Origin of the sequence: Hymenobacter sp. BRD67, assembly GCF_013256425.1 — a bacterium.
Classification (GTDB): domain Bacteria; phylum Bacteroidota; class Bacteroidia; order Cytophagales; family Hymenobacteraceae; genus Hymenobacter.
On record NZ_CP053904.1, the window covers coordinates 2,551,175 to 2,573,990 of the forward strand.

Genomic DNA, 22,816 nt, shown 5'->3' on the forward strand with positions numbered 1-22,816 from the left:
GCAGCTAATTCGCGTTAATCCCGCCGGGCTTCCGGCCGGCTTACCGTGCGCTTTCGCTAATGCTGACAGCTTTTCTCGTCTTCTTCCCGCTTGCCGCCGCCCTGCTCCTTCACTTTGCCAAAGGCGGCGCGGCCCGGGCCCTGGCCTTGGGAGCCTCTTTACTGGAGTTTGCCGTTGCCGTGTTCGCGGCCTTCTCCTACGTTCACAACGGGCCCGCCGGCTTCGACCTCAACCTCAGCTGGATACCGTCGGCCGGCATCAGCTTTCACCTTGGCATTGACGGGCTGAGCCTGTGCCTGGTGCTGCTGACTACGGTGCTGGTGCCGATTATCCTGCTCACCGCTTTCCGGCACGAGGAATATGACAACCCCGGCGCGTTCTACGCCCTGGTGCTGTTTATGCAAACCGGCCTGCTGGGCGTGTTCACGGCCCTCGATGCGTTCGTGTTTTATTTCTTCTGGGAAGTGGCGCTGATTCCGATTTATTTCCTGGCCGGCGCCTGGAGCCGCTCCGACCGCCGCATCCAGATTACATTTAAGTTCTTCCTGTACACTATTATCGGCTCGCTGTTTATGCTGGCCGGCTTCGTGTACCTGTACCTGCAAACCGGCCCGGCTGCCGGCTCGCTGGCCGCGCACTCCTCCGATATTCAGGCGTTCTACGCCGCGGGTAAGCAGCTGGCCGCTTCGCAGCAGGGTTGGCTGTTCTGGCTCATCTTCGCGGCCTTCGCCGTGAAGATGCCCATTTTCCCATTTCACACCTGGCAGCCCGATACGTACACCGAGTCGCCGGCCCCGGCCACGATGCTGCTTTCGGGCATCATGCTGAAAATGGGCATCTACGGCTGCCTGCGCTGGCTGCTGCCGGTAGTACCGCTGGGCGTGAGCCAGTGGCAGCACCTGGTGATAGTACTGGCTATTATCGGCATCGTCTACGGGGCTATTATCGCTATCCGTCAGCGCGATATGAAGCGCCTTATCGCCTATTCGTCGCTCTCGCACGTGGGCCTGATGATTGCCGGCGTATTCTCGCTCAAGGCCATCGGCCTGCAGGGCGCAGTGGTGCAGATGCTGGCTCACGGCGTGAACGTGGTGGGTATGTTTCTGGTGGCCGACGCCATTGAGCGCCGCACCGGCACCCGCTACCTGCCCGACCTCGGCGGCCTCACCCGCCGCACGCCGCTGCTCTCGGTCTGCTTTCTGGTAATGCTGCTCAGCACGGTGGCCCTGCCCCTCACGGGCGGTTTTGTGGGCGAGTTTCTGCTGCTGGCGGGCGTGTACGAGTTCAATATGTGGGCCGGCGCGGTAGCGGGCCTCACCATCATCTTCTCGGCCGTGTACCTGCTGCGCATGTACCAGCGCGCCATGCTCGGGCCCGATTCAGCTTACTCCGAAACCATCACCGACCTCAGCGGCGCCGAGCTGGCCATGTTTGCGCCGCTCATCGTGCTGGTGTTCTGGCTGGGCTTGTTCCCCGGCACTTTCCTGCATTTGTCTGAGCCGACCATCAGCGGAATCCTGACCTTAGTCGGCCGGTAAACATCTTATTGTCATGCTGACGAAGGAAGCATCTTATCACGGCTGCTTTTGTCAGAATTCATATTTTCAGCTTGCGCGGACGTGATAAGATGCTTCGCAAGCTCAGCATGACAGGCGTACTTCTATGCTCCCCATCGTTCTCCTCTCCGTCTTCGGCATTGCCAACCTGTTCTTAGGCTTTCTGCGCTCCAACCGGGCGCTGCTGCCGTTTGCGCTGGTGGTGCTGGCTCTCATTTTTGGCGTCAACCTGCTCGACTGGAACCACGCCGGCAGCATGACGGGCCTGTTCGACTCGCCCTACGTGACCCAGATGCTCAGCGTAAACAACTACTCGGTGGCCTTCTCTGGCATCGTGTTGTTTACGGCGCTGGTGCTGCTGCCCTTTTCGCGCTCCTACGTAGCCGCCCACGAGCCCAACCTGGCCGAATACTACTCGCTGCTGCTGTTTTCGCTGGTCGGGGCCATTATGATGGTGAGCTATAATCACCTCATCATGCTGTTTGTGGGCATTGAGATTCTGAGCATCAGCATGTACGTGCTGGCCGGCTCCGACAAGCGCAACGTGCGCTCCAACGAAGCGGCGCTCAAATATTTCCTGCAAGGTTCCTTCGCTACGGGCATTCTGCTTTTTGGCATTGCGCTGGTGTATGGCGCTACCGGCACTTTCCAGCTTAACGAGCTGGCTACCAATATCGCGGCGCCGGCCAATGCCAGCCTGCAGCCCATGCTGTATGTGGGTGTGCTGCTAATGGTTATCGGTATCGGCTTTAAAATATCGGCCGCACCCTTCCACTTCTGGACGCCCGACGTGTACGAAGGTACCCCGACGTTCTTCACCGCCTTCATGAGCACGGTGGTGAAAACGGTTGGCTTCGCCGCTTTCCTCAAGCTGCTGGTAGTAGCGCTGCCCGGCACCAGCGCCGTGTGGCTGCCCACCATCACGGCCATGTGCGTGCTTACGCTGCTGCTCGGCAACGTGGGCGCCGCCGTGCAAACCAGCGCCAAGCGCATGCTGGCTTATTCGAGCGTGAGCCACGCCGGCTACCTGCTGCTGGGCCTCGTGGCCGGCCGCGGCCAGCTGAGCGGCCCGGCGGCACAAAGCATTTTCTTTTATAGCCTGGCGTATTCCATCGCTACGGTAGCGGCCTTTGGCGTGCTCAAGCTGGTGGCCGACCAGCGCGGACGCGAAGACTACGCCGGCCTGGCGGGCCTGGCACGGACCAACCCCCTGCTGGCTTTCGTGATGACAGTGGCCATGCTGTCGCTGGGTGGCATACCGCTCACGGGAGGCTTCTTCGGCAAATTTTTCATCTTCACGGCCGTGGCTTCGCAGGGCTACATCTGGCTGGTTGTATTCGCGGTGCTCATGAGCATGGTGGGTATTTACTACTACCTCAAGCCTGCTATTGCCATGTACATGCGCCCCGCCGAGCCGGGTGCCGACGCCCCGATTGTGGTTGACGGCTTCCAGTCGGCCACGTTGGTGCTGCTGGCAATTCTGACGCTGGTGCTGGGCATCCTGCCCGGCTTCCTGACCGGGCTGTTTTAAATATAGTATAAATACTATATCATCTCAACGATAAAAACCCTCGGCATCATTGCCGAGGGTTTTTTGTGCTGTTTCGAAACTAAGGCACGAGGCGGGCTGCCAGCTCTTGGCCGGCCGCTCGTCGGGCGTGCCAGCCGTTCTTACCCAGAGCGGACAGCCGGCCAAAAGCCGGCAGCCCGACCGCGTGACCATTACTTTTACGAGGCCGGTAGCGGCGCTGGCTGCGCTACTTCCTCCTGAATGGCGGGCGGCGTGGGGTTGTACTGCGCGGTAGCCGTGGCGAGCTCGGCGGCCCGCTTGCCCTTGTCGTCTTTCATATCGCGGCGCGAAAAAGGCCGGATAATCAGGCGCAGCGCCTGGTCGGAGCTGAAATAGCTGAAGGCCCAGTCTACAAAAGCCACCACCTTGTTGCGGAAGCCCACCAGCGTCATCAGGTGGACAAACAGCCAGGTGAGCCAGCCCAGGAAGCCCCGGAAGTGGACGTTTTTGGGCAGGTCTACCACGGCCTTGTTGCGGCTCACAATGGCCATCACCCCTTTATTGGTGTACTTGAAATCCTTGGGCACTTCGCCCGAATGAGGCGCTGCAGGTTATCGGCCAGCAGCTCGGCCTGTTGCTGGGCTACGGGGGCCAGCATGGGCAGGCCCTTGGGCATCTCCGGGGTTACCATATCGGCCACGTCGCCGATGGCAAACACATGGGGCACGCCCTGCACCTGGTTCCACAGGTTCACGGTGAGGCGCTTGTTGCGGGTTACAACCTCGTCGGGCAGCCCCGGAATGACAGCCCCGTTAACGCCGGCCGCCCACACCATATTTTCAGTCAGGATATACTCCGTATCGGAATAATACGCCCGGCCATCCTCAAAGCGCTTGATAGCTGTGTTGAGGTGCACCAGCACGCCCAGCTCGTCCATGTAGCGCTTGGCATCTTCCTGCGAGGCCTTCGACATGGGCCCTAGCAGCGCCGGACCAGCCTCGACCAGGAAAATCTGCATCTGGCGCAGGTCCAGTTCGGGGTAGTCTTTGGGCAATACGTGCCGGCGCATCTCGGCCAGCGAGCCGCTGATTTCGACGCCCGTGGGGCCGCCGCCCACTACCACGATATTGAGCAGCGCCTGCCGCTTCTCGGGGTCGGTTTCGAGCAGTGCCTGCTCAAAGTTCTGGAAGATGAAGCTGCGCAGGTTCAGCGCGTTCGGGATACTTTTTATCTGCATCGCGTTTTTTTCGATGCTTTCTATCCCAAAAAAATTGGTGAGCGAGCCCGTGGCCAGCACCAGGTAGTCGTAGCGAATATCGCCCACGCTCGTTTGCAGAGTCTTGGCAGCCGGCACCACCCCCTTCACGTCGGCCATGCGATAGAAGAAGTTTTGCTGGCCCGCAAAAATCTTACGCAGCGGATAGGCGATGCTATCGGCCTCCAGGGCGCCGGTGGCCACCTGGTAGAGCAGCGGCTGGAAATTGTGGTAGTTGTTACGGTCTACTATCACCACCTGCACGGGCGCATCGGCCAGCGACTGCGCCAGCCGAAGGCCCCCAAAGCCGCCGCCCACTATTACCACGCGCGGCTGCGTCGAAACCGGAAGATTTGTATCCATAGAAAAAGCAAAAGGTGGCAATCGACTGCCACCTTCGCTTTACCTGCAAAATCGCCCTGGGGTTCTAAAATTTTAGCGTCTGGTCGAGCTAATAGTCAGTCCCTTCTTTCTTCTTAAACTCGCCATCCTTCACCTGCTTCACCAATTGCAGCCAGCTAAAGGGGTTCAGCAACGGATTGTTGCTGTGCGGGTTGGGGGCCGTGCCCATGCGGCGGTCGTAGTTATACTGCTGCTGCGACATGGTTTGCCGGTAGTTGGCGGTGGCCCCCATAGGCTGCGAGTTAAATATCTTGCGCATCAGCTCTTCGTTGAGGTTGTCGGCGGCTGCCGAGCCTTTTTCGGTGGGCATGCGTAGCGCCAGGAAGGCCCGCTTAAAGGCCTGCTCGGTGGCATACGGGAAGATGCGCACTTCGGGCAGCACGGTAGCATCTTCCTTCAGGGAGATAATAACCGAGAAGCTTTGGCGCTGATAGTCAGCCGGAATGATGATAGTTTGGTTGCGGTAGCCCAGCGAGCGAATGACTACGCTATCGCCGGCCAGCACAGCCATTGAGAAGTAGCCGTAGGCGTTGGTGGTGGTGCCGCGGCCGGCCTTGGGCACGTACACCGAGGCGCCGGGCACGCCCAATAAGCTGTCGCCGCTCGCCACAATACCCGTGAACTGCACTATCCGGCGCTTGCCCTGTGCCCAGGCGTGAGGAGCGGCCAGCAGCCCAGTGAGGAGTACCAGGCTAAGCATCAAAAGGAAACGGCGACTATTCACGGCGGGACAGGTTATCGGGGTTGTGCTGTAACAAATATACGAACCTACCCGCCGGTCGTACTTTTGAAGGGCCCGGCCTGGCCGGCTCAGCCATTCTTAACCATAGATGCGCGTAAAACATTTCCCGGTTGCATTCGGGCAGCAGCTTTTTAAAGCACTCGGCGACGAAAGCCGCGTGCGCATCCTGCATTTGCTGTGGCGCAATCAGGAACTGGTGGTCGGTGACCTGGAGCAGGTGCTGGACTTTACCCAAACCAAAACGTCGCGGCAGCTGGCTTATCTGAAGAACGCGGGCCTGGTGGGCGTGCGGCGGCTCGATAACTGGATGTTTTATTTTCTGCGCGATGAAACCCTTGAGCTGCTCCAGCAATTGCTAGGGCTGATGGAGCGCGACCCCCAGCTGATGCGCGACCAGCAGGTGTACCAAACGCTCTGGAATAACCGTGAGCTGGCCGCTTACAAAATCCAGAATCGCCGCTGGCTGCCGCCGGCGCAATAGAAAACATATAAAATTACCTATATTAAACCCCGACTTCATGCCTGAGCGCCGCCTGTTTGTTTGCACTAATCAGAAATCGGGGATTGGCGAAGCAGTTGCCAAAGCACTGAAAAAGGAGCTGAAAGCCCAGGGAGTGAAAACGATGCTTGCCGACGGGCGAAAGCTGCACACCCGCATCCAGACCTGCAGTTGCCTCGACCGCTGCGAGCACTGCAAAAAAGGCCCTGGGGCGGCATTGGTGGTATATCCCGATGAAATTTACTACAACGACGTGCAGCCTAAAGATGCCGCTTGCGTCGTAGCGTCGCTGGCGGCCAGCGCCAAAAAATAAGCTCTTTTCTTCCGTATGAAAGCCTACCGACACCTCTTTTTCGACCTCGACCACACGCTCTGGGACTTCGAAACCAATGCCAACGAAACGCTCCGGCAGCTGTTTGCCGACTACGAACTGGCCCGCCACGGCTTGTCGTTTGAGCAGTTTAGCCAGCGCTACAGCGAAGTAAACCATGCCCTGTGGCGGCTTTACCAAAGCAATAAAGTGACGCAGAAGCAGCTGCGCGAAGTGCGCTTTACCCGCACGCTTACCCGGCTCGGCGTGGCCGAAGCCGACATTCCGGCCGATATCTCGCAGCGGTTTACCAGCATTTTGCCGCTTAAGGCGGCCGTATTTCCGCACACCCACGAAGTGCTGGGCTATCTAAAGCAAAAAGGCTATATTCTGCATCTTATCACCAATGGCTTCGAGGACGTGCAGCACATCAAGCTGGCCTCGTCGAGCCTCACGCCTTATTTCGACGAGATTATCACCTCCGAGGCCAGCGGCCACCTCAAGCCCGACCCGCGCATGTTTGCCCATGCGCTGGAGCGCACCGGGGCCACGGCGGCCGAAAGCCTGATGATAGGCGACAACCTGGAGTGCGACGTGCTGGGCGCCTACAACGCGGGCATCGACCAGGTGTACTTCAACCCGGAGAAGCGACGGCACTTTGCCCAGACAACCTACGAAATCAGCAGCCTCGATGAGCTGCGCGCTTTTCTGTAGCCGCAACGCCCACATTGCAAAAAGACGCCAGCCTGCCAGGAGCGCTTTTTAGCGTAGAAATACGGTACCCAAAGACCAAGTATTTCTACGCTAAAAAGCGCTCCTGGCAGGCTATTACTTTGTGGTATTAAAAATAACACTTAGCACGCTAAAATACCTGTCTGCTAGTGTGCTAATCACAACGGTTTTTCTTTAGCTTTGCTGGCAGCTACCTGCTTAGGTACCACGGCTTTCCTTTTTCCTGCTTGCCCAGCCTTTATGCTGCTTTAGCGCACCTCTGCTGCCCGGCAAGCCCCTGGCAGAATCATCGAGAATCGGTGACTCTGCCTCCGTCAGGTTCTTATATCCGCAACTGGCCCTCTGCCAGGGCTGCTTCGCCTGTTTCTAAAGTGCCCGGTGCTACCGGCCTGGGTGCTCAGTATCCTACGCTTCTTCTATCCTTCCTTCTACCCCTCTTCAACGCATGAAAAAACTTACTACTCAAGTCAATGGGTATGGAGTTGACACCCCAGCCCTACCCAGCTCGGCTTCGAGGCGAAACTGGCTGAAAGGCCTGAGCGCCTTGCTTGGCACGGGCTTGCTGGCCGCGCCTGCGGCCTTGCTGGCCAGCCCGGCCGCCGCCGGCACCCTGCTGCTTCCGGCGGCAGCGCTCGCCGGGGGCGATGAATACATTGGCATGGTGAAGCTGTTGGCAGGCGCGGCCGTGCCAGCGGGCTGGACGCCCTGCGATGGCCGGCTGCTGCCGGTGGCCGAGCACCCTGCCTTGTTTGCGCTGCTGAGATATACCTACGGCGGCGACGGCCGCACCACTTTCGCCTTGCCCAGGCTGGGCGGGGTCACGCCGGCAGGCACGTTCTGCGCCATTAAAACGGCCAACGGCCCGGCTACTACCACGGCCCTGACTGAGCTGCGGCTGCTGCACCAGCGCCAGACTCCGGCCAGGGTAGCCTAGCCCGTGCCCTGGGCGGGCTGCCGGGGCTTCCCCTAAATTTTACCTTCTGTCCTGTTACCTTATTTCCTTTCACCCTTTACTTTTTTTAGTATGGACCCTTTTGTGGGAGAAATCCGCCTGATGCCCTACACCTTCGCGCCGCAGGGCTGGTTCTCGTGCAGCGGCCAGCTGCTGGCCATTCAGCAGTACACCGCGCTGTTTTCGCTGCTCGGCACTCAGTATGGTGGCAATGGCACCACTACGTTTGGCCTGCCCGACCTGCGCGGGCGGGCCGGTATAGGCGCGGGCCAGGGCCCAGGGCTACAAAGCTACCCCCAAGGCACCATGACAGGCACCGAAACCGTAACGCTGCTAGCTGCTGAGATGCCAGTGCACACCCATAGCGTGAGCGCCCCGGTGCCGGTAAATACCGGCCGGGGCACCGCCGCTTCGCCACTGAACGGCTACTTCGCCAAGACGGCGTCGGAGGAATATGGCTCGACGGCCGACAACGGCAGCATGGCCGCCGGCGTGGTGACCGGCACCGCCAGCATGGTGGGAGGCAACCAGCCCCACGGCAACCTGATGCCTTACCTACCGCTCAACTACTGCATCGCGTGGCAGGGAGTTTTCCCGCAGCGGCAATAAAGTACCGGTTTCCTCTCATCTCTCCTTATTAAGCTAGTTTACTATGTCAACTCCGTACCTCGGCGAGATTCGCGCCGTCGGCTTCACGTTTGCCCCGGTGGGCTGGGTGGCCTGCAATGGGCAGACGCTGCCCATCTCCCAATATGATGCCCTTTATACCCTGCTCGGCACCACCTACGGGGCGACGGGCAGACCACCTTTAACGTGCCCGATATGCGCAGCCGGCTAGGATTAGGTGCCCAAGGGGGGCAGCCGGCCCCGGCCTCTCGCCCTACCAGCTGGGCCAGCAAGTGGGGGTCGAAAACGTGACGCTGACTACCAACCAGCTGCCCGCTCACCAGCACCCGTTTGCGGCGGCGCCTGGGGCACAGCTACCGGCACGGCGGCCGACCCTAAGCTGAATTTTCCGGGCAACAGCACGACCAATCCCTATGCCAGCTCGGCTACTACCGGCAAGACGCTGAATACTGCGGCACTGGTAGCCACCGCGCAGGCGGCCGGTGGCAGCCAACCGCACACCAACCTGCAGCCCGTGCTGGCGCTGAATTACATCATCTGCACGGAAGGGACTTATCCATCCCAATCGTAGGCGTTGCGCCGCTCATTTTTTCACTTGTTTTTCTATCCTTGCTTTTCTTATGGACGAACCATACATCGGCGAGATTCGCCCCGTCGGCATCAACTTTGCTCCCAAAAACTGGGCTTTCTGCAACGGCCAGCTGCTATCCATCAACCAGAACCAGGCCCTGTTTTCGCTGCTGGGCACCACGTTTGGCGGTAATGGCACCACCACCTTCGGCCTGCCCGACCTGCGCAGCCGGGTGCCGGTGGGCGCGGGCCAGGGGCCAGGGCTACAAAACTACCTCCAGGGCCAAGCAGGCGGGACCGAGACGGTAACGCTGCTCACTACCCAGCTACCGGCCCACCAGCACTCCATCACGGGTACCCTGCAAGCCTCGTCCGACCAGGAAGACCAAGAGCCCACGGGCAACTTTCTTTCCGTTGGGGATGCCCGGCAGTACAGCGCCGGCCCGGCTACCGTCGCAATGGCCCCCGTAACGGGTACTACCGCCAACACCGGCAGCAACCAGCCTCACGAAAACCGCTCCCCGGCGCTGGGCCTGAACTACGTCATCGCGCTGAATGGCGTTTATCCTTCGCGCAGCTAACCAACACTGCCTAGCCGCAGCTACCCGGAAGCACGCAACGCGCGGCGGGCAACCAGTCTGATTTCTCCTTTCCCCTACCACCTTATGCGCCTGGCCGTTATCATCAGCAGCCTCCTGGGCTGGCCCCTGCTGCAAGACCTGCTGAGCCAGGGCGTGGTAGCCGGCGTGGCCGTGCCCGCCAGCGGCCGTGAAGAGGCCACCCGGCTGAGCGAGCTGCTGACGCAGGCCGGCACTCCGCCGCGCCAGCTGGCGCGGCGGGGCCTGGGCCCGGCGCTGGCCGGGTGGGTGGCAGAGGTGCAGCCCACGGCCGTGCTGGTGCTCACGTTTCCGTGGCGTATTCCGGCGGCCGTGCTGACGCTGCCGCCACAGGGGTTTATTAATGTACACTTTGCGGCGCTGCCCAGCTACCGGGGGCCTGAGCCGACGTTCTGGCAGCTGCGCAACGGCGAGCCGGCCGGAGCCGTTACGGCCCACCGCATGGCTGCCGACTTCGACACCGGCCCGGTACTGGTAGCGACACCCGTACCCATTGGCCCCCATGACACCCACGGCCTACACCGCGCCCACCTGGCGCTGGCGGCCGTGGGCACCGGCCGCCAGCTGCTGGCCGCCCTGCACGCCGGCGAGCCCGGCCAGCCGCAGGACGAAAGCGCCGCCCGCTACTGGCCCCGCCCCGGCCTGCCCGACCTCTGCCTCGACTGGCAGGAGCCGGCCGAAAGTGTGGGCCGCCTGGTGCGGGCCGCCAACCCCTGGAACCGCGGCGCTCTGGCCGACCTGCGCGGGCAGCCGCTGCGGGTGCTGAGCGCAACTGTGCGGCCCGAAACCGTAGCGGCCGCGCCCGGTACCGTAGTGCTGGCCGCCCCCGGCCAGGCGCTGCTGGTGGCCTGCGGCGCGGGCCAGGTACTGCAGCTCGACATCGTGGCCCTCGACGAAGGCTACTTCACGGGCGGGCAGCTGGCCGGCATGGGCGTGCAGGTGGGCGAGGTACTGGGCACCCTGCTTCAGCCGGCACCAGCCTAAGCCGGGCAAGCCTTACCTGCGCTACGCCGATTTCTCTTTTAGTTTATCACTTCTCTTCCTTACTTAACATGAAACAAAAGCTACTTCTGCCCGTGCTGCTGCTACTGGCGCTGCTGCGGCCGCTGGCTGGCCGCGCCCAGGCACCCGCCTGGCAAAGCGCCGTCAGTACCTCGGGGGCTGCCGTGAATGCGGTGGCCGTAAATGCCGCCGGCGACACCTTCATCACCGGCTCCTACTCGGGTTCGGCCACCTTCGGGGCACCACGCTTACCAGCGCGGGCGGCACCGATATATTCGTGGCTAAGTACAGCGCCAGCACCAACTCCTTTGCCTGGGCCACGAGCGGCGGCGGCACCGGCGACGACCAGGGCAACGGCATTGCCGTGAGCGGTAGTACAGTCTACGTAACGGGCCAGTTTACCTCCGGCGCCTCGGCCAACATCAGCGGCACGTCGCTGGCGGGGGCGGGCAACTTAGACATATTTGTGGCCAAGTACGTGGATAGTGGCACTACCTTCACCGCCCGCGGGGCTATCAGCGAGGGTGGTAATGCCGGCATTGACAAAGGTATTGCCATTGCCGTGAGCGGCAGTACAGTATACGTGACCGGCCAGATGTATGCCGCCGCTGGCGGCACCGTTAGCATTAGTGGAACGACACTCACAGATAATGGCATCGCGGATTTCTTTCTAGCCCGCTACACCGACCCCGGCTCAACGACAAATGGCTTCACCAACGGCGGGGCCGTGAGCGGCGGCGGCTCGATTGCCGACGCGGGCAACGCCATTGCGGTAAACGGCACGAAAGTGTACGTAGCAGGCAAGTATAATTCTAACAGCACAACTCCGGTCGTCATCGCTGGCACCACGCTTCCATCCGGCTCCGGCACCAATGGCCAGGATTTCTTCGTAGCTAAGTATACTGACAACGGCTCGGGCTTTACGGGCGGTGGGCCGTGCGCGGCGGCAGTACAATGTCGGACAATGCCTACGGTATTGCCGTAAACGGCACTAACGTGTATGTGACGGGTGTTTTTGCTTCCGGCTCTTCGGCCAGCATCAGCGGTACGTCGCTGGCAGGAGCGGGTGGCGTAGATATGTTTGTGGCTAAATATATCGATAATGGTTCGGGACTAACTAATGGTGGCGCACTGAGTGGTGGCGGCAGCGGCGACGACTTTGATGGTCAGGGAGGTATTGCCGTGAACAACGGGACTGTAGTAGCAACGGGCAGTTTCGTTGCCGGCACCTCGGCTGTTATCAGTGGTACCACGCTGTCGGGCTCGGGTTCGGGTAACAATGACGTGTTTGTGGCCAAGTATACCGATAGCGGTTCGGGGCTGGCGAATAGCGGGGCAGTGAGTGGCGGTGGCAGTGACCTCGATAGCGGCTTTGGCATTGCCATTAGCGGCGGCCAGGCTATGGTAGGGGGCGTGATGGTTGCACCGGCCACCTTTGGCAGCACAACGCTGAGCAACGGAGTCGGGTTTATCGGCCAGGTGAGCGTACTTCCTCCGACTCTCACCAGCCTCAACCCTACCTCCGGGCCGATTGGCACGTCGGTGACTTTGACCGGTACCAATTTTACCGGGGCTACCGGCGTAAGCTTTAACGGCACGGCGGCCACGACCTTCAGCGTGACGAACGTGACGACGGCCACGGCTACGGTGCCTGCGGGCGCTACCACCGGCAACGTCACCATCACGACGGGCGGGGGCACCAGCAACGGCGTCACCTTCACCGTGAATACCCCGGCTACCGTGACGACGGCCGCAGCCACCAGCATCACCACCACCAGCGCCGTGCTCGGCGGCAACGTGACTTCCGACGGCGGCGCAGCCGTGACCGACCGGGGCGTGGTGTACAGCACCACCAACACTACGCCTACCACGAGCGACACGAAAGTGGCCAATGGCTCGGGTACGGGTACGTTCTCGGCCACCATCTCGGGCCTGACGCCGGGCACCACTTACTACGTACGGGCCTACGCCATCAACACAGTAGGCACGAGCTACGGCACCACAAGCAGCTTCACGACTACGCCTAACGCCCCGGTAGTTACCGCGCCAGCCAACGGCGGCTTCTCCACTACCACTACGCCCACATACTCGGGCACTTCACAAGTTAACTCGACGGTAACGGTGTATGTGGACGGCTCCAGCATCGGCACCACCACGGCCTCGGCCGGCGGCAACTTCAGCCTCACCCAGCCCACGGCCCTGGCCCAAGGCGGGCACACGGTGCGGGCTACCGCCACAGTAAACGGCTCGACGAGTGTCAACTCCAACACCAACACCTTCACCGTCGACTCGGTGCCCCCGACCGTGGCCATCAGCTCCTCGGCCGGCGCTAGCGGCAGCAGCACCACGACTTCGCCCATTCCCTTCACCGTCACCTTCTCCGAGAACGTAACCGGCTTCGTGGCCGGCGACGTGACGGTGAGCAACGGCTCGGTTGGCACCGTTAGCGGCTCGGGCACTACGTACACCTTTAACGTGACGCCCACCACGGCCGGCCTGGTAACGGTGAACGTGCCCGCCAACGTAGCACAGGACGCGGCCGGCAACGGCAACACCGCCGCTCCCTCCACCTACTCCATCACCTACGTTGTGCCAACGGCCACTGTGGTATCGGTGACGCGCCTGACGCCCTCACCTACTGCCACAACGACGGTGAACTACCGGGTTGTTTTTTCGGCCAGCGTGACGGGCGTGACGACCAGTAATTTTTCGCTAACAACGACCGGCGCAGTTAGCGGGGCTTCGGTAAGCAGCGTAATCGGCTCGGGCACTACTTACACAGTGGCGGTAAATACAGGTAGCGGCGACGGCACCTTACGCCTGAATGTAGCTAACAGCGTTGGCCTCTCGCCCACGGTAACGAACGTGCCGTACACGGCGGGCGATGTATACACGATTACCAAGAGCTTCGCGGCTGCTCCTCAGCTGACCATTCAGGGCACAGGCGGCACAGGGTCCGACGTAACGGCCTTCGTGGACGTGGTGCAGGTACTCAGCAGCGGCTCGCCGTTTGCCAATGCCCTGCAAAACACCAGCTTCGAAACCCATGCCCCACTAGCCAATGGCGACTTCGGCTACAACCCGACCGGCGCCAGCTGGACGTTTAATGCGCAGTCGGGTATTGCTAATGCGGGCAGCGCCTTTACTCCGACTACTCCCATACCGAATGGCATTGCCGTGGCTTTTGTGCAAAGCAACGGCGGCAGCAACGGCCAGCTCCAGCAAAACCTGGCCCTACCCACGGGCAGCAGCTACCAGGTGAGCTTTCAGACTGCCCAGCGCGTGTGCTGCACCACGCTCGACCAGGCACTGAACGTATTCCTGAACGGCGTGTTCATCGGTACCATTCAGCCGAGCAGCAACGGCTATTCTACCTTCACCTCGGCTACCTTCTCCGTAACGGCCCCGGCCCTGACAGCCAGCATCAGCAGCACGGCCGGCGCCAGTGGCAGCACCACGGGTACTTCGCCCATTCCCTTCACCGTCACCTTCTCGCAGAGCGTAACCGGCTTCTCGGCCGCGGGCGTGACGGTGAGCAACGGCTCGGTTTCAGGCTTTGCGGGCTCGGGCACCACCTACACGTTTAACGTAACACCTTCGGCCAACGGCCTGGTAACGGTGAACGTGCCGGCCGGAGCAGCCACCGATGCCAACAATACCCCTAACACGGCGGCTTCGCAGTTCAGCATTACGTACACGCAGCCCGTAACGGCAGCGCCGGTGGTGAGCAGCCCGGCTAATGGCAGCTACGCCACCACTACTACCCCCACCTATGGCGGCACGGCCGTAGCTAACTCGACGGTAACGGTGTACGTGGATGGTACCAGCATCGGCACCACAACGGCCTCGGCCGGCGGCAACTTCAGCCTCACCCAGCCCTCGGCCCTGGCTCAGGGCGGGCACACGGTGCGGGCCACGGCTCAGTCCAGCGGCTCGGCCGTGAGTGCCAACTCCAACACCAACACCTTCACCGTTGACTCGGTGCCCCGACCGTGGCCATCAGCTCCTCGGCCGGCGCCAGCGGCGGCAGCACCACGACTTCGCCCATTCCCTTCACCGTCACCTTTTCGGAGAACGTAACCGGCTTCTCGGCCGCGGGCGTGACGGTGAGCAACGGCTCGGTTGGCACCGTTAGCGGCTCGGGCACCACCTATACCTTTAACGTGACGCCCACCGCGGCCGGCCTGGTAACGGTGAACGTGCCCGCCAACGTGGCCCAGGACCAGGCCGGCAACGGCAACACCGCCGCTTCCCAGTTCAGCATTACGTATGCACCCATTACGTTCACTACCTGGACGGGTAACGTTAGTTCCGACTGGTTTACGGCGGGCAACTGGACGGCGGGCGTACCAACGTCTACGCTCGATGCCATCATCCCGACCGGAGCCCCCCGGTATCCACTGATTGCAGCGGGCACGGCTTCGGCTAAAAACCTGACCATTAATAGCGGGACCAGCCTCACCCAGACCGGCGGCACGCTTGACCTTCGCGGCGACCTGACCAACAACAGCACCTTCACCGCCACGGGCGGCACGGTAGCGCTGGGCTCAACTGCCCTGGCTAACATCCTGGGCAGCAGCAACACCCGCTTCTACAACCTGACCATCGGTGTTAGCGGGGCACAATCGAGCACCTCGGCCAGCACCTCGGTGCAGCGCCTGCTCACGCTCAATGGCAACCTCGCTACCAATGGCAACCCGCTCACGCTGCTTTCCTCGGCTAGCGGCGATGCGCTGGTCTACAACAACGGGGGCGTGGTAACGGGCGCGGCTACCGTGCAGCGCTACATCGACCCCAGCCTGAACCCAGGCCTGGGCTACCGTCACTATTCAGCGCCGGTAAGCAATACCACGGTGGCTGACCTGACGACCAGCGGCTTCACGCCCGTCGTAAACCCGACCTACAACACGTCGCCTACGCCTACGCTGGAACGGCCTTTCCCCACCGTATATGGCTACGACCAGAGCCGACTCTCGCTCACCAACAGCTCGGCGCTCTTCGACAAGGGCTTCTTCTCGCCCAATGCCCTGAGCGACCCGCTCGTGGTGGGGCAGGGCTACACCGTCAATATTGGCGCCTCGGAGCTGGTAGATTTTATGGGTACGCTCAACAACGGCAGTCTGACGCTGAACCTGGCCAGCAACCGCAGCACCTACAACAACGATGGCGGTTGGCAGCTGCTGGGTAACCCCTACCCCTCGCCGCTCGACTACAGCCTGGTAGCTACTACTGACCGCCAGGGCCTCGATGCCGCTATCTACGTATTTGGCAGTACTGCCCAGTACCAGGGTCAGTACCGCAGCTACGTTAATGGCATCGGCGGCAACCCTGTGCTGCCCTCGGGGCAGGGCTTCTTTACGCGGGTAAGCAGTGGCCAGGCCAGCGGCTCGCTCACTTTCCGTAACAGTCAGCGGCTGACTTCGCCCAATGGCACTACGTTCCAGCGCACTACCGAAACCCGGCCCCTGGTAAAGCTCACGCTGAAAGGCACCAGCGGTACTGCCACCGACGATGCCTACGTGTACTTCCAGAATGGGGCTACCGATGGCTTCGACGCCCAGTATGATGCCGTGAAGCTGCCCAATACCTCCGGGCTGAACCTCTCGACCAGCATCACTGGCCAGCAGCTGGCTATTGATGGCCGCGCCGAGCTGGGTACCAGCCAGCGCGTAGTACCCCTGGCCGTGGGCGTGCCCGCCTCAGGCACCTACACGTTCACGGCCGCCCAGCTGCTGAACCTGACCAACGTGCCGGTGTACCTGCGCGACCTGCAAAGCGGGGCCGTTATCGACCTCGCCCAGCAGTCTACTTACCAGTTTACGGTCACCAACGCCACTACCCTGATTACCGGCCGCTTCGAGCTGGTGTTCTCCCCGCAACAGGCACTGGCGACCGTATCGGCCGCCCTGGCCCAGCAAGTTGCCCTCTACCCGAACCCCGCCACAAAGCAGGCGTTCGTGGAGCTGCCCGTCAGCCTCGGCCGCCAGGCCGTAACGGCTACGCTGCTCGATGCGGTAGGCCGTGAGGCGCGCACGGTAGTGCTTCCGGCCCAAGGTGCTGCTCCCCATCAGCTCGACCTGACGGAGCTGCCTACCGGCATCTATATGCTGCGCCTTAGCACCAGTGCCGGCGTAGTGGTGAAGAAACTCGTGGTAGAATAACTCCACGGCTTGGCGGGCGGCCGGCAAGCGTCGGCCGCCCGCCAAGGTTCTTTGGTTTAATGCATTCAGCTTTTCACTTTCTCCTTATGCGCTACTACCTGGCTTCAGCCTTTATTCTGGTCACGCTTCTCGCTAAGGCCCAGGCCCCCGGCTCGGGTGGCCCGGCCCCTCAGGACCCCACCGCCGTGCCCTCGATGGTGGCGCTTCGCTGCTACTGGCATCGGGCGTGGCCTATGGCCTCAAGCGCCTGCGCAGCCGCCGCGCCCGCTAAAGCAGGCCGGCATCTATTACATAGTATTTTTTTAATATAAAAGCCATTCGGCTGCTGTCAAAGCAGTTGGGTGGCTTTTATAGTGCGGCCCAGGTGGCCTGCCGCATGGCTCCGGCAGTAGCTCTTACCTTTGCGGCCTGCTTCTCACCAGCCTCACCCCCGCCCCTACTGCTTATGTCCAACGCCTTTTTCCGAGTTCCCACCCCCATCAACGAGCCTGTTAAAGGCTACGCCCCTGGCTCGCCCGAGCGCATCGAGCTGGTCAAAGAGCTAAAGCGCATCAAGCAGGTCGAGCGCGATATTCCGATGCACATCGGCGGCCAGGAAGTGCGCACGGGTCGTACCCTGCCGCTGGCGCCGCCCCACGACCACCAGCACGTGCTGGCCCACTTTCATGAAGGCGATGCCAGCCACGTAACCCAGGCTATCGACGCGGCCCTGGCCGCCCGCCCTGCCTGGGCCAGCCTGCCCTGGGAAGAGCGCGCCGCCGTTTTCTTGAAGGCCGCCGAGCTGCTGGCCGGCCCCTACCGGGCCCGTATCAACGCGGCTACTATGCTGGGCCAGAGTAAAAACGCCTTCCAGGCTGAAATCGACGCGGCCTGCGAGCTGATTGACTTCCTGCGCTTTAACGTTTATTTTGCCCAGGAAATATACCGCCAGCAGCCCGAGTCGTCGCCTGGCATGTGGAACCGCCTCGAGCACCGCCCACTCGAAGGCTTCGTGTTTGCCCTCACCCCGTTCAACTTCACCTCCATTGCCGCCAACCTGCCCGCCTCGGCGGCCCTGATGGGCAACGTGGTGGTGTGGAAGCCCGCTTACCCACAAATCTACTCGGCCCAGGTGCTGATGGAGTTGTTTCAGGAAGCCGGCGTGCCGGCGGGCGTCATCAACCTGATTTACGTGGATGGCCCGGTGGCCGGCGACGTTATTTTCAAGCACCGCGACTTTGCCGGCATTCACTTCACGGGCTCGACCAAGGTATTCCAGACTATCTGGCAGGAAATCGGGCAGAATATTCACCTGTATAAATCTTATCCCCGCATCGTGGGGGAAACCGGCGGCAAGGACTTTATCCTGGCCCACCCCTCGGCCCATGCCAAGGCCGTGGCCACGGCCATCACGCGCGGCGCGTTTGAGTACCAGGGCCAGAAGTGCTCGGCCGCATCGCGGGTATACCTGCCCTCCAACCTCGCCGACGAGATTCTGGGCTACGTGAAGCAGGATTTGGCTTCGGTGAAAATGGGTGATGTCGAGGACTTTACCAACTTCATCAACGCCGTTATCACCGAAGCCAGCTTCGACAAGCTGGCTAAGTATATCGACCGCGCGAAAGCCAGCACCGAGGCTGAGATAATTGCCGGCGGCGGCTACGACAAGTCGAAAGGCTACTTCGTGGAGCCGACCGTTATCCTGGCCAAAGACCCCAAGTACGTGACGATGTGCGACGAGCTGTTTGGCCCCGTTGTGACGGTGCACGTGTACGACGCGGAGCAGTTTGAGCAAACCCTCGACGTAGTAGACAGCACCTCGCCCTACGCGCTTACCGGGGCCGTCTTCTCGCAAGACCGCTATGCTATTGACCTGGCTACCAAAAAGCTGGTGAACGCAGCCGGCAACTTCTACATCAACGACAAGCCGACCGGCGCCGTGGTAGGTCAGCAGCCATTCGGCGGGGCCCGCGCCTCGGGTACCAACGACAAAGCCGGCTCGCTGCTCAACCTGCAGCGCTGGGTGTCGCCGCGGGCTATCAAAGAAACATTCAACCCGCCCACGGAATATCCTTATCCGTTTATGGGGGCCGCGCCCAAAGAAGACCTGAACCTCGACAAGGGCGGGTTTTAGCAGCGCGAACCTGGTAGCACGCGCTACTGTCGCTAAACCAATCGGCCAGCTTCCTACTTATAGCGCTTGATACTCAACGGGCGGCTTCTCTCATGAGGGGCCGCCCGCTGATTGTCAAGCGCTTAGCTATTTATTTTTGTTCGTTTGGAATTTTCAAAATTCCTATTATACCTTTGCGCCATCAATTCCTCTTGCCAGAAGGATTGTTTTTATACAGAGGCGTGGAGAGATAGGCTCGACGAACCGCCGGCAACCATTGGGCATTCCCAAACGGTGCCAACCGAAGGTCAGCGCAGCTAAGCGCTGACGATATAAAAACAAGTTGCCGTGTGCTGCTCTAACAACTTCCGCTCTACGACCACCTCGCTTGCTTCCTTACAGCATGGGTGTTGTTGTATGTGCCGCCCCGCCGGAATGCCGATGCGGGTTATGCGGAGCTGTTAACGCCACTTAGCACGGCCCCCACCGGCCGGCTGCCCCATCATTCGGGTTAGTAAAACGCCGCCGGGCCTTGCTATGCCCGGCCGGAGCGCCCCGTTGTGCCGGCATCGTTTTTTCTGCGATTTCCATCGCGAAATCCCCTCCCCTTCTACTTTATGGATGCTATTATTCAGGCCCGGGTCGATGACCTGCGCCGGTACCTGCCCGAGCACTCGGTACCTGAAACGCTGGCCCTGCTGGCCGACCATTTTCCCGGCCGGGTGTCGTTTTCAACGTCTTTTGGCCTGGAAGACCAGCTAATCAGTCATTTTATTTTCGAGCACGAATTACCCATTCGGGTATTTACCCTCGATACCGGCCGCAACTTTCAGGAAACCTACTCTACCTGGAACAAGACCCTGCAGCGCTACGGCCAGCCCATTGAAGTAGTTGCGCCACAGGCCGCTAGCCTCGAAAAGATGCTGACCCGAAAAGGGCCTAACAGCTTCTACGAAAGCATCGCAAACCGTCAGGAATGCTGCCACATCCGCAAGGTGGAGCCGCTGGCCCGCGCCCTGGCTGGCCAGCAGGTGTGGGTAACGGGTATCCGCGCCGAGCAGTCGGCCAACCGCCAGCATATGCACCGCGCCGAGTGGGACGCCGGCCACCAGCTCCTGAAAGTACACCCGCTGTTCGACTGGACCTGGGAGCAGGCCTGGGCCTTTGCGCAAGCCCACGGCATTCCGGTTAATCCGCTGCACCAGCAGGGCTTTGTGAGCATTGGCTGCGCGCCCTGCACCCGCGCCATTGCGCCGGGCGAGGACTTCCGGGCCGGCCGCTGGTGGTGGGAAAACGCCGACGCCAAGGAGTGCGGCCTGCACCATACGCTCGGGCACCAGGGCCTCGACCCGGTAGTGGAGCGCCTACCGGGCTAGCGCCTCTTTAGCACGCCAACCAGCTGTCATTACAGCCCTACGCTTGCCATAACGGCAAAGTCAAACGGCAAATAAAATATTATTTATCAATGGATTACCTAGACAGGCTCGAAGCCGAAGCTATTCATATTCTGCGCGAGGTAGCCGGCCAGTTTGAGCGGCCCGCACTGCTTTTTTCGGGGGGTAAAGACTCGATTGCCCTCACGCGGCTGGCCGAGAAGGCTTTTCGCCCCGGCAAGTTCCCCTTTCCGCTGGTGCACATCGATACGGGCCACAACTTTCAGGAAATCCTCGATTTTCGGGATGAGCTGGCCGCCGAACTCGGCGAAAAGCTGCTGGTGCGCAAGGTAGAAGATACCATTCGGGAGCGTGGCTTGCGGGAGCCGGGTGGCAAATACCCCAGCCGCAATCCCTTGCAAACATATACTTTATTAGATGTTATCGAAGAGTTCGGGTTTGATGCCTGCATCGGCGGGGCCCGGCGCGACGAGGAAAAGGCCCGCGCCAAGGAGCGGATTTTCTCGGTGCGCGACGAGTTTGGGCAGTGGGACCCGCGCCGCCAGCGCCCCGAGCTGTGGAACATCTACAACGGGCGCATCCAGAAGGGCGAAAATGTGCGCGTATTCCCTATTTCCAACTGGACCGAGCTGGACGTGTGGAACTACATCCAGCGCGAAAATATCAGTCTGCCAGCCATTTACTTCTCGCACGAGCGCGAGTGCGTAGTGCTGCCCAGCGGCCAGCTGCTCGGCCTGAGCGAGCACCTCAACCTCGACGATACGGACGAGATAGTGAGCCGCCGCGTGCGCTTCCGCACCGTTGGCGACTCGACCTGCACCGCCGCCGTGGAAAGCGACGCGGCCACCATCGACGACATTATCCAGGACCTGCTGCTGGCCAAAGTGAGTGAGCGCGGCGCCACGCGCCTCGATGACAACTTCTCGGAAACGGGCATGGAAGACCGCAAGCGCAACGGATATTTTTAAAATTAAATGTAAGGAATGTGAAAGATATGACCAAGTAAGACATGGGCCTCTCCCCGGCACCAGCTTCGTTTTTCAACTTTCTCAAATACCCATTTTCACACTTCCACATCTTTCACATTCAGCGCATTATCAATATGGATTTATTGCGGTTTATCACCTGCGGCAGCGTCGATGATGGCAAGAGCACGCTCATCGGGCGCCTGCTCTACGACAGCGACTCGGTATCGCTCGACGTGCTGGCGATGCTCGAAAAGCGCCGCGCCGGCGGCGACGTTGACCTGGCCCTGCTCACCGACGGCCTCAAGGCCGAGCGCGAGCAAGGCATCACGATTGACGTGGCGCACAAGTACTTCACCACGCCGCGCCGCAAGTTTATCATCACCGACGCGCCGGGCCACGTGCAGTACACCCGCAACATGGTGACCGGGGCCAGCAACGCCGACCTGGCCATTGTGCTGGTAGATGCCCGCCAGGGCATTATTGAGCAAACGCGCCGCCACACACTGCTGGCTTCGCTGGTAGGCATCCGGCACTTTGTACTGGCCGTGAACAAGATGGACCTGGTCGGCTACGAGGAAAGTATTTTCCGGCAGATTGTGGCTGACTACCAGCTCATTGCTGGGCGCCTGCATTTGCCCGAAGTGGTGGCCATTCCGCTCAGCGCCTTACAGGGCGACAATGTAGTGCGGCCATCCCGACACCTGCCCTGGTACACCGGCCCGAGCCTGCTCGACCACCTGGAGCGCGTGCCGGCCGAAGCCGATGCCAACCCCCATGAGCCGCGCTTTCAGGTGCAGTACGTCATTCGGCCCCAGACCGAGGAACTGCCCGACTACCGCGCGTACGCCGGCCGCATTCAGAGCGGCCGCTACCGGGCCGGTGAGCGCGTGCGCATTTTGCCGTCGGGCCTCGAAACGGTGCTCGAAGCCATTGAGGTTAACCAGCAGGAAGTGGCCACGGCCGAAGCCCCGCAATCGGTGGTGCTACGCCTGCGCGATGACGTGGATGTAAGCCGGGGCGATTCCATTGTGCCGCTTAGTGCGCCGCCCGCGCTCACCCGCGAGCTGGAAGCTACGCTGTGCTGGATGGATGAGCGCCCGCTCAAAGCCGGCCGCAAGCTGCTGATTCAGCACCACGCCGCCGTGGTAAAAGCGGCCGTAACCACCCTTGTTGACCGCACCAACGTGGCCACTTTCGAGCGCGTAGCCGCCGATGAGGCCCAACTCAACGACATCGTGCGGGTGCGCCTCAAAACAGCCCGCCCGCTGGTGGCCGACACCTACCGCGACAACCGGGCCACCGGCGCTTTTATCCTGGTTGAGGAGCAAACCGGCGCGACGCTGGCCGCTGGCCTCATTACGGCTACCGACCCCGAAGCTTTCGCGGCGCCCGCCGAAAATGCGCTGGCGTTCAGTATTTAATCGATT

At 61.2% G+C, this 22,816-nt stretch carries 23 protein-coding genes and 1 riboswitch; of the genes, 20 read left to right on the plus strand and 3 right to left on the minus strand.

Annotated elements, in window-relative coordinates:
* The first annotated feature begins 59 nt into the window (after positions 1-59).
* Both GKZ67_RS11890 and GKZ67_RS11895 read left to right on the plus strand, forming a co-directional pair.
* Positions 60-1,538 (plus strand): NuoM family protein, encoded by a 1,479-nt coding sequence (locus GKZ67_RS11890; protein WP_173242565.1) that lies wholly within the window; start codon positions 60-62, stop codon positions 1,536-1,538.
* A gap of 124 nt (positions 1,539-1,662) precedes the next feature.
* Positions 1,663-3,087, plus strand: coding sequence for an NADH-quinone oxidoreductase subunit N (locus GKZ67_RS11895; protein ID WP_173242567.1), 1,425 nt, complete (start codon positions 1,663-1,665; stop codon positions 3,085-3,087).
* A 197-nt stretch (positions 3,088-3,284) separates the two neighbouring features.
* Here the strand turns inward: GKZ67_RS11895 and GKZ67_RS24665 are convergent, their stop codons facing one another.
* From GKZ67_RS24665 to GKZ67_RS11905, 3 genes are all read right to left on the minus strand, one after another.
* Positions 3,285-3,653, minus strand: coding sequence for a hypothetical protein (locus tag GKZ67_RS24665; protein ID WP_317172138.1), 369 nt, complete (start codon positions 3,651-3,653; stop codon positions 3,285-3,287).
* Positions 3,617-4,684: an NAD(P)/FAD-dependent oxidoreductase gene (locus GKZ67_RS11900; protein ID WP_317172139.1), complete on the minus strand. Its 1,068-nt coding sequence runs from the start codon at positions 4,682-4,684 to the stop codon at positions 3,617-3,619. Before GKZ67_RS11900 ends, GKZ67_RS24665 begins: the two co-directional genes overlap by 37 nt.
* An 88-nt stretch (positions 4,685-4,772) precedes the next feature.
* Positions 4,773-5,423, minus strand: a complete 651-nt coding sequence (locus GKZ67_RS11905) for a carboxypeptidase-like regulatory domain-containing protein (protein WP_254245249.1) — start codon at positions 5,421-5,423, stop codon at positions 4,773-4,775.
* A 130-nt stretch (positions 5,424-5,553) separates the two neighbouring features.
* Here GKZ67_RS11905 and GKZ67_RS11910 point away from each other — a divergent pair, with 130 nt between their 5' ends.
* From GKZ67_RS11910 to GKZ67_RS11995, 18 genes are all read left to right on the plus strand, one after another.
* Positions 5,554-5,946, plus strand: coding sequence for an ArsR/SmtB family transcription factor (locus GKZ67_RS11910; protein ID WP_173242571.1), 393 nt, complete (start codon positions 5,554-5,556; stop codon positions 5,944-5,946).
* 37 nt (positions 5,947-5,983) lie between these two features.
* A complete protein-coding gene (locus tag GKZ67_RS11915) occupies positions 5,984-6,277 on the plus strand; it encodes a (2Fe-2S) ferredoxin domain-containing protein (RefSeq protein WP_173242573.1) in 294 nt (97 codons plus the stop codon).
* Positions 6,278-6,292: 15 nt separating this feature from the next.
* Entirely contained in the window at positions 6,293-6,988 is a 696-nt protein-coding gene (locus GKZ67_RS11920; protein ID WP_173242575.1) for a YjjG family noncanonical pyrimidine nucleotidase, read from the plus strand.
* Between the two features lie 463 nt (positions 6,989-7,451).
* Positions 7,452-7,940, plus strand: coding sequence for a phage tail protein (locus GKZ67_RS23550; RefSeq protein WP_254244780.1), 489 nt, complete (start codon positions 7,452-7,454; stop codon positions 7,938-7,940).
* Positions 7,941-8,030: 90 nt separating this feature from the next.
* Positions 8,031-8,567: a phage tail protein gene (locus GKZ67_RS11930; protein WP_173242577.1), complete on the plus strand. Its 537-nt coding sequence runs from the start codon at positions 8,031-8,033 to the stop codon at positions 8,565-8,567.
* 43 nt (positions 8,568-8,610) lie between these two features.
* Positions 8,611-8,796, plus strand: a complete 186-nt coding sequence (locus GKZ67_RS11935; protein ID WP_217278588.1) for a phage tail protein — start codon at positions 8,611-8,613, stop codon at positions 8,794-8,796.
* A 6-nt stretch (positions 8,797-8,802) separates the two neighbouring features.
* Positions 8,803-9,156, plus strand: coding sequence for a hypothetical protein (locus GKZ67_RS11940; RefSeq protein ID WP_173242579.1), 354 nt, complete (start codon positions 8,803-8,805; stop codon positions 9,154-9,156).
* 49 nt (positions 9,157-9,205) lie between these two features.
* Complete coding sequence (locus tag GKZ67_RS11945) at positions 9,206-9,736, plus strand: phage tail protein (protein WP_173242581.1); 531 nt, start codon at positions 9,206-9,208, stop codon at positions 9,734-9,736.
* 84 nt (positions 9,737-9,820) lie between these two features.
* Complete coding sequence (locus GKZ67_RS11950; protein ID WP_173242582.1) at positions 9,821-10,756, plus strand: methionyl-tRNA formyltransferase; 936 nt, start codon at positions 9,821-9,823, stop codon at positions 10,754-10,756.
* Between the two features lie 68 nt (positions 10,757-10,824).
* Positions 10,825-11,142, plus strand: a complete 318-nt coding sequence (locus tag GKZ67_RS11955) for a hypothetical protein (protein WP_173242584.1) — start codon at positions 10,825-10,827, stop codon at positions 11,140-11,142.
* Positions 11,052-11,759: a hypothetical protein gene (locus GKZ67_RS11960; RefSeq protein ID WP_173242586.1), complete on the plus strand. Its 708-nt coding sequence runs from the start codon at positions 11,052-11,054 to the stop codon at positions 11,757-11,759. Before GKZ67_RS11955 ends, GKZ67_RS11960 begins: the two co-directional genes overlap by 91 nt.
* Complete coding sequence (locus tag GKZ67_RS11965; RefSeq protein WP_173242588.1) at positions 11,729-14,854, plus strand: beta strand repeat-containing protein; 3,126 nt, start codon at positions 11,729-11,731, stop codon at positions 14,852-14,854. Before GKZ67_RS11960 ends, GKZ67_RS11965 begins: the two co-directional genes overlap by 31 nt.
* Positions 14,767-16,935: an Ig-like domain-containing protein gene (locus GKZ67_RS11970; protein ID WP_173242590.1), complete on the plus strand. Its 2,169-nt coding sequence runs from the start codon at positions 14,767-14,769 to the stop codon at positions 16,933-16,935. Before GKZ67_RS11965 ends, GKZ67_RS11970 begins: the two co-directional genes overlap by 88 nt.
* Before the next feature lie 214 nt (positions 16,936-17,149).
* Complete coding sequence (locus tag GKZ67_RS25170) at positions 17,150-17,206, plus strand: hypothetical protein (protein WP_410505072.1); 57 nt, start codon at positions 17,150-17,152, stop codon at positions 17,204-17,206.
* 174 nt (positions 17,207-17,380) lie between these two features.
* The gene (gene pruA, locus GKZ67_RS11980) at positions 17,381-19,048 is read left to right on the plus strand and encodes an L-glutamate gamma-semialdehyde dehydrogenase (protein WP_173242592.1); all 1,668 of its coding nucleotides are present in this window, start codon (positions 17,381-17,383) and stop codon (positions 19,046-19,048) included.
* 206 nt (positions 19,049-19,254) lie between these two features.
* A riboswitch (SAM riboswitch) is annotated at positions 19,255-19,366 on the plus strand.
* A 278-nt stretch (positions 19,367-19,644) separates the two neighbouring features.
* On the plus strand, positions 19,645-20,403 hold the full coding sequence (locus GKZ67_RS11985; RefSeq protein ID WP_173242594.1) for a phosphoadenylyl-sulfate reductase: 759 nt from the start codon (positions 19,645-19,647) through the stop codon (positions 20,401-20,403).
* Between the two features lie 89 nt (positions 20,404-20,492).
* On the plus strand, positions 20,493-21,389 hold the full coding sequence (gene cysD / locus GKZ67_RS11990; RefSeq protein ID WP_173242596.1) for a sulfate adenylyltransferase subunit CysD: 897 nt from the start codon (positions 20,493-20,495) through the stop codon (positions 21,387-21,389).
* A 41-nt stretch (positions 21,390-21,430) separates the two neighbouring features.
* Positions 21,431-22,810: a sulfate adenylyltransferase subunit 1 gene (locus GKZ67_RS11995; RefSeq protein WP_317172140.1), complete on the plus strand. Its 1,380-nt coding sequence runs from the start codon at positions 21,431-21,433 to the stop codon at positions 22,808-22,810.
* The last annotated feature ends 6 nt before the right edge of the window (positions 22,811-22,816 follow it).

Coding starts and splice junctions, on each gene's coding strand:
- GKZ67_RS11890 (WP_173242565.1), top strand. CDS start 60: ATGCTGACAGCTTTTCTCGTCTTCTTCCCGCTTGCCGCCGCCCTGCTC.
- GKZ67_RS11895 (WP_173242567.1), top strand. CDS start 1,663: ATGCTCCCCATCGTTCTCCTCTCCGTCTTCGGCATTGCCAACCTGTTC.
- GKZ67_RS11900 (WP_317172139.1), bottom strand. CDS start 4,684: ATGGATACAAATCTTCCGGTTTCGACGCAGCCGCGCGTGGTAATAGTG.
- GKZ67_RS11905 (WP_254245249.1), bottom strand. CDS start 5,423: ATGCTTAGCCTGGTACTCCTCACTGGGCTGCTGGCCGCTCCTCACGCC.
- GKZ67_RS11910 (WP_173242571.1), top strand. CDS start 5,554: ATGCGCGTAAAACATTTCCCGGTTGCATTCGGGCAGCAGCTTTTTAAA.
- GKZ67_RS11915 (WP_173242573.1), top strand. CDS start 5,984: ATGCCTGAGCGCCGCCTGTTTGTTTGCACTAATCAGAAATCGGGGATT.
- GKZ67_RS11920 (WP_173242575.1), top strand. CDS start 6,293: ATGAAAGCCTACCGACACCTCTTTTTCGACCTCGACCACACGCTCTGG.
- GKZ67_RS23550 (WP_254244780.1), top strand. CDS start 7,452: ATGAAAAAACTTACTACTCAAGTCAATGGGTATGGAGTTGACACCCCA.
- GKZ67_RS11930 (WP_173242577.1), top strand. CDS start 8,031: ATGGACCCTTTTGTGGGAGAAATCCGCCTGATGCCCTACACCTTCGCG.
- GKZ67_RS11935 (WP_217278588.1), top strand. CDS start 8,611: ATGTCAACTCCGTACCTCGGCGAGATTCGCGCCGTCGGCTTCACGTTT.
- GKZ67_RS11945 (WP_173242581.1), top strand. CDS start 9,206: ATGGACGAACCATACATCGGCGAGATTCGCCCCGTCGGCATCAACTTT.
- GKZ67_RS11950 (WP_173242582.1), top strand. CDS start 9,821: ATGCGCCTGGCCGTTATCATCAGCAGCCTCCTGGGCTGGCCCCTGCTG.
- GKZ67_RS11955 (WP_173242584.1), top strand. CDS start 10,825: ATGAAACAAAAGCTACTTCTGCCCGTGCTGCTGCTACTGGCGCTGCTG.
- GKZ67_RS11965 (WP_173242588.1), top strand. CDS start 11,729: ATGTCGGACAATGCCTACGGTATTGCCGTAAACGGCACTAACGTGTAT.
- pruA (WP_173242592.1), top strand. CDS start 17,381: ATGTCCAACGCCTTTTTCCGAGTTCCCACCCCCATCAACGAGCCTGTT.
- GKZ67_RS11985 (WP_173242594.1), top strand. CDS start 19,645: ATGGATGCTATTATTCAGGCCCGGGTCGATGACCTGCGCCGGTACCTG.
- cysD (WP_173242596.1), top strand. CDS start 20,493: ATGGATTACCTAGACAGGCTCGAAGCCGAAGCTATTCATATTCTGCGC.
- GKZ67_RS11995 (WP_317172140.1), top strand. CDS start 21,431: ATGGGCCTCTCCCCGGCACCAGCTTCGTTTTTCAACTTTCTCAAATAC.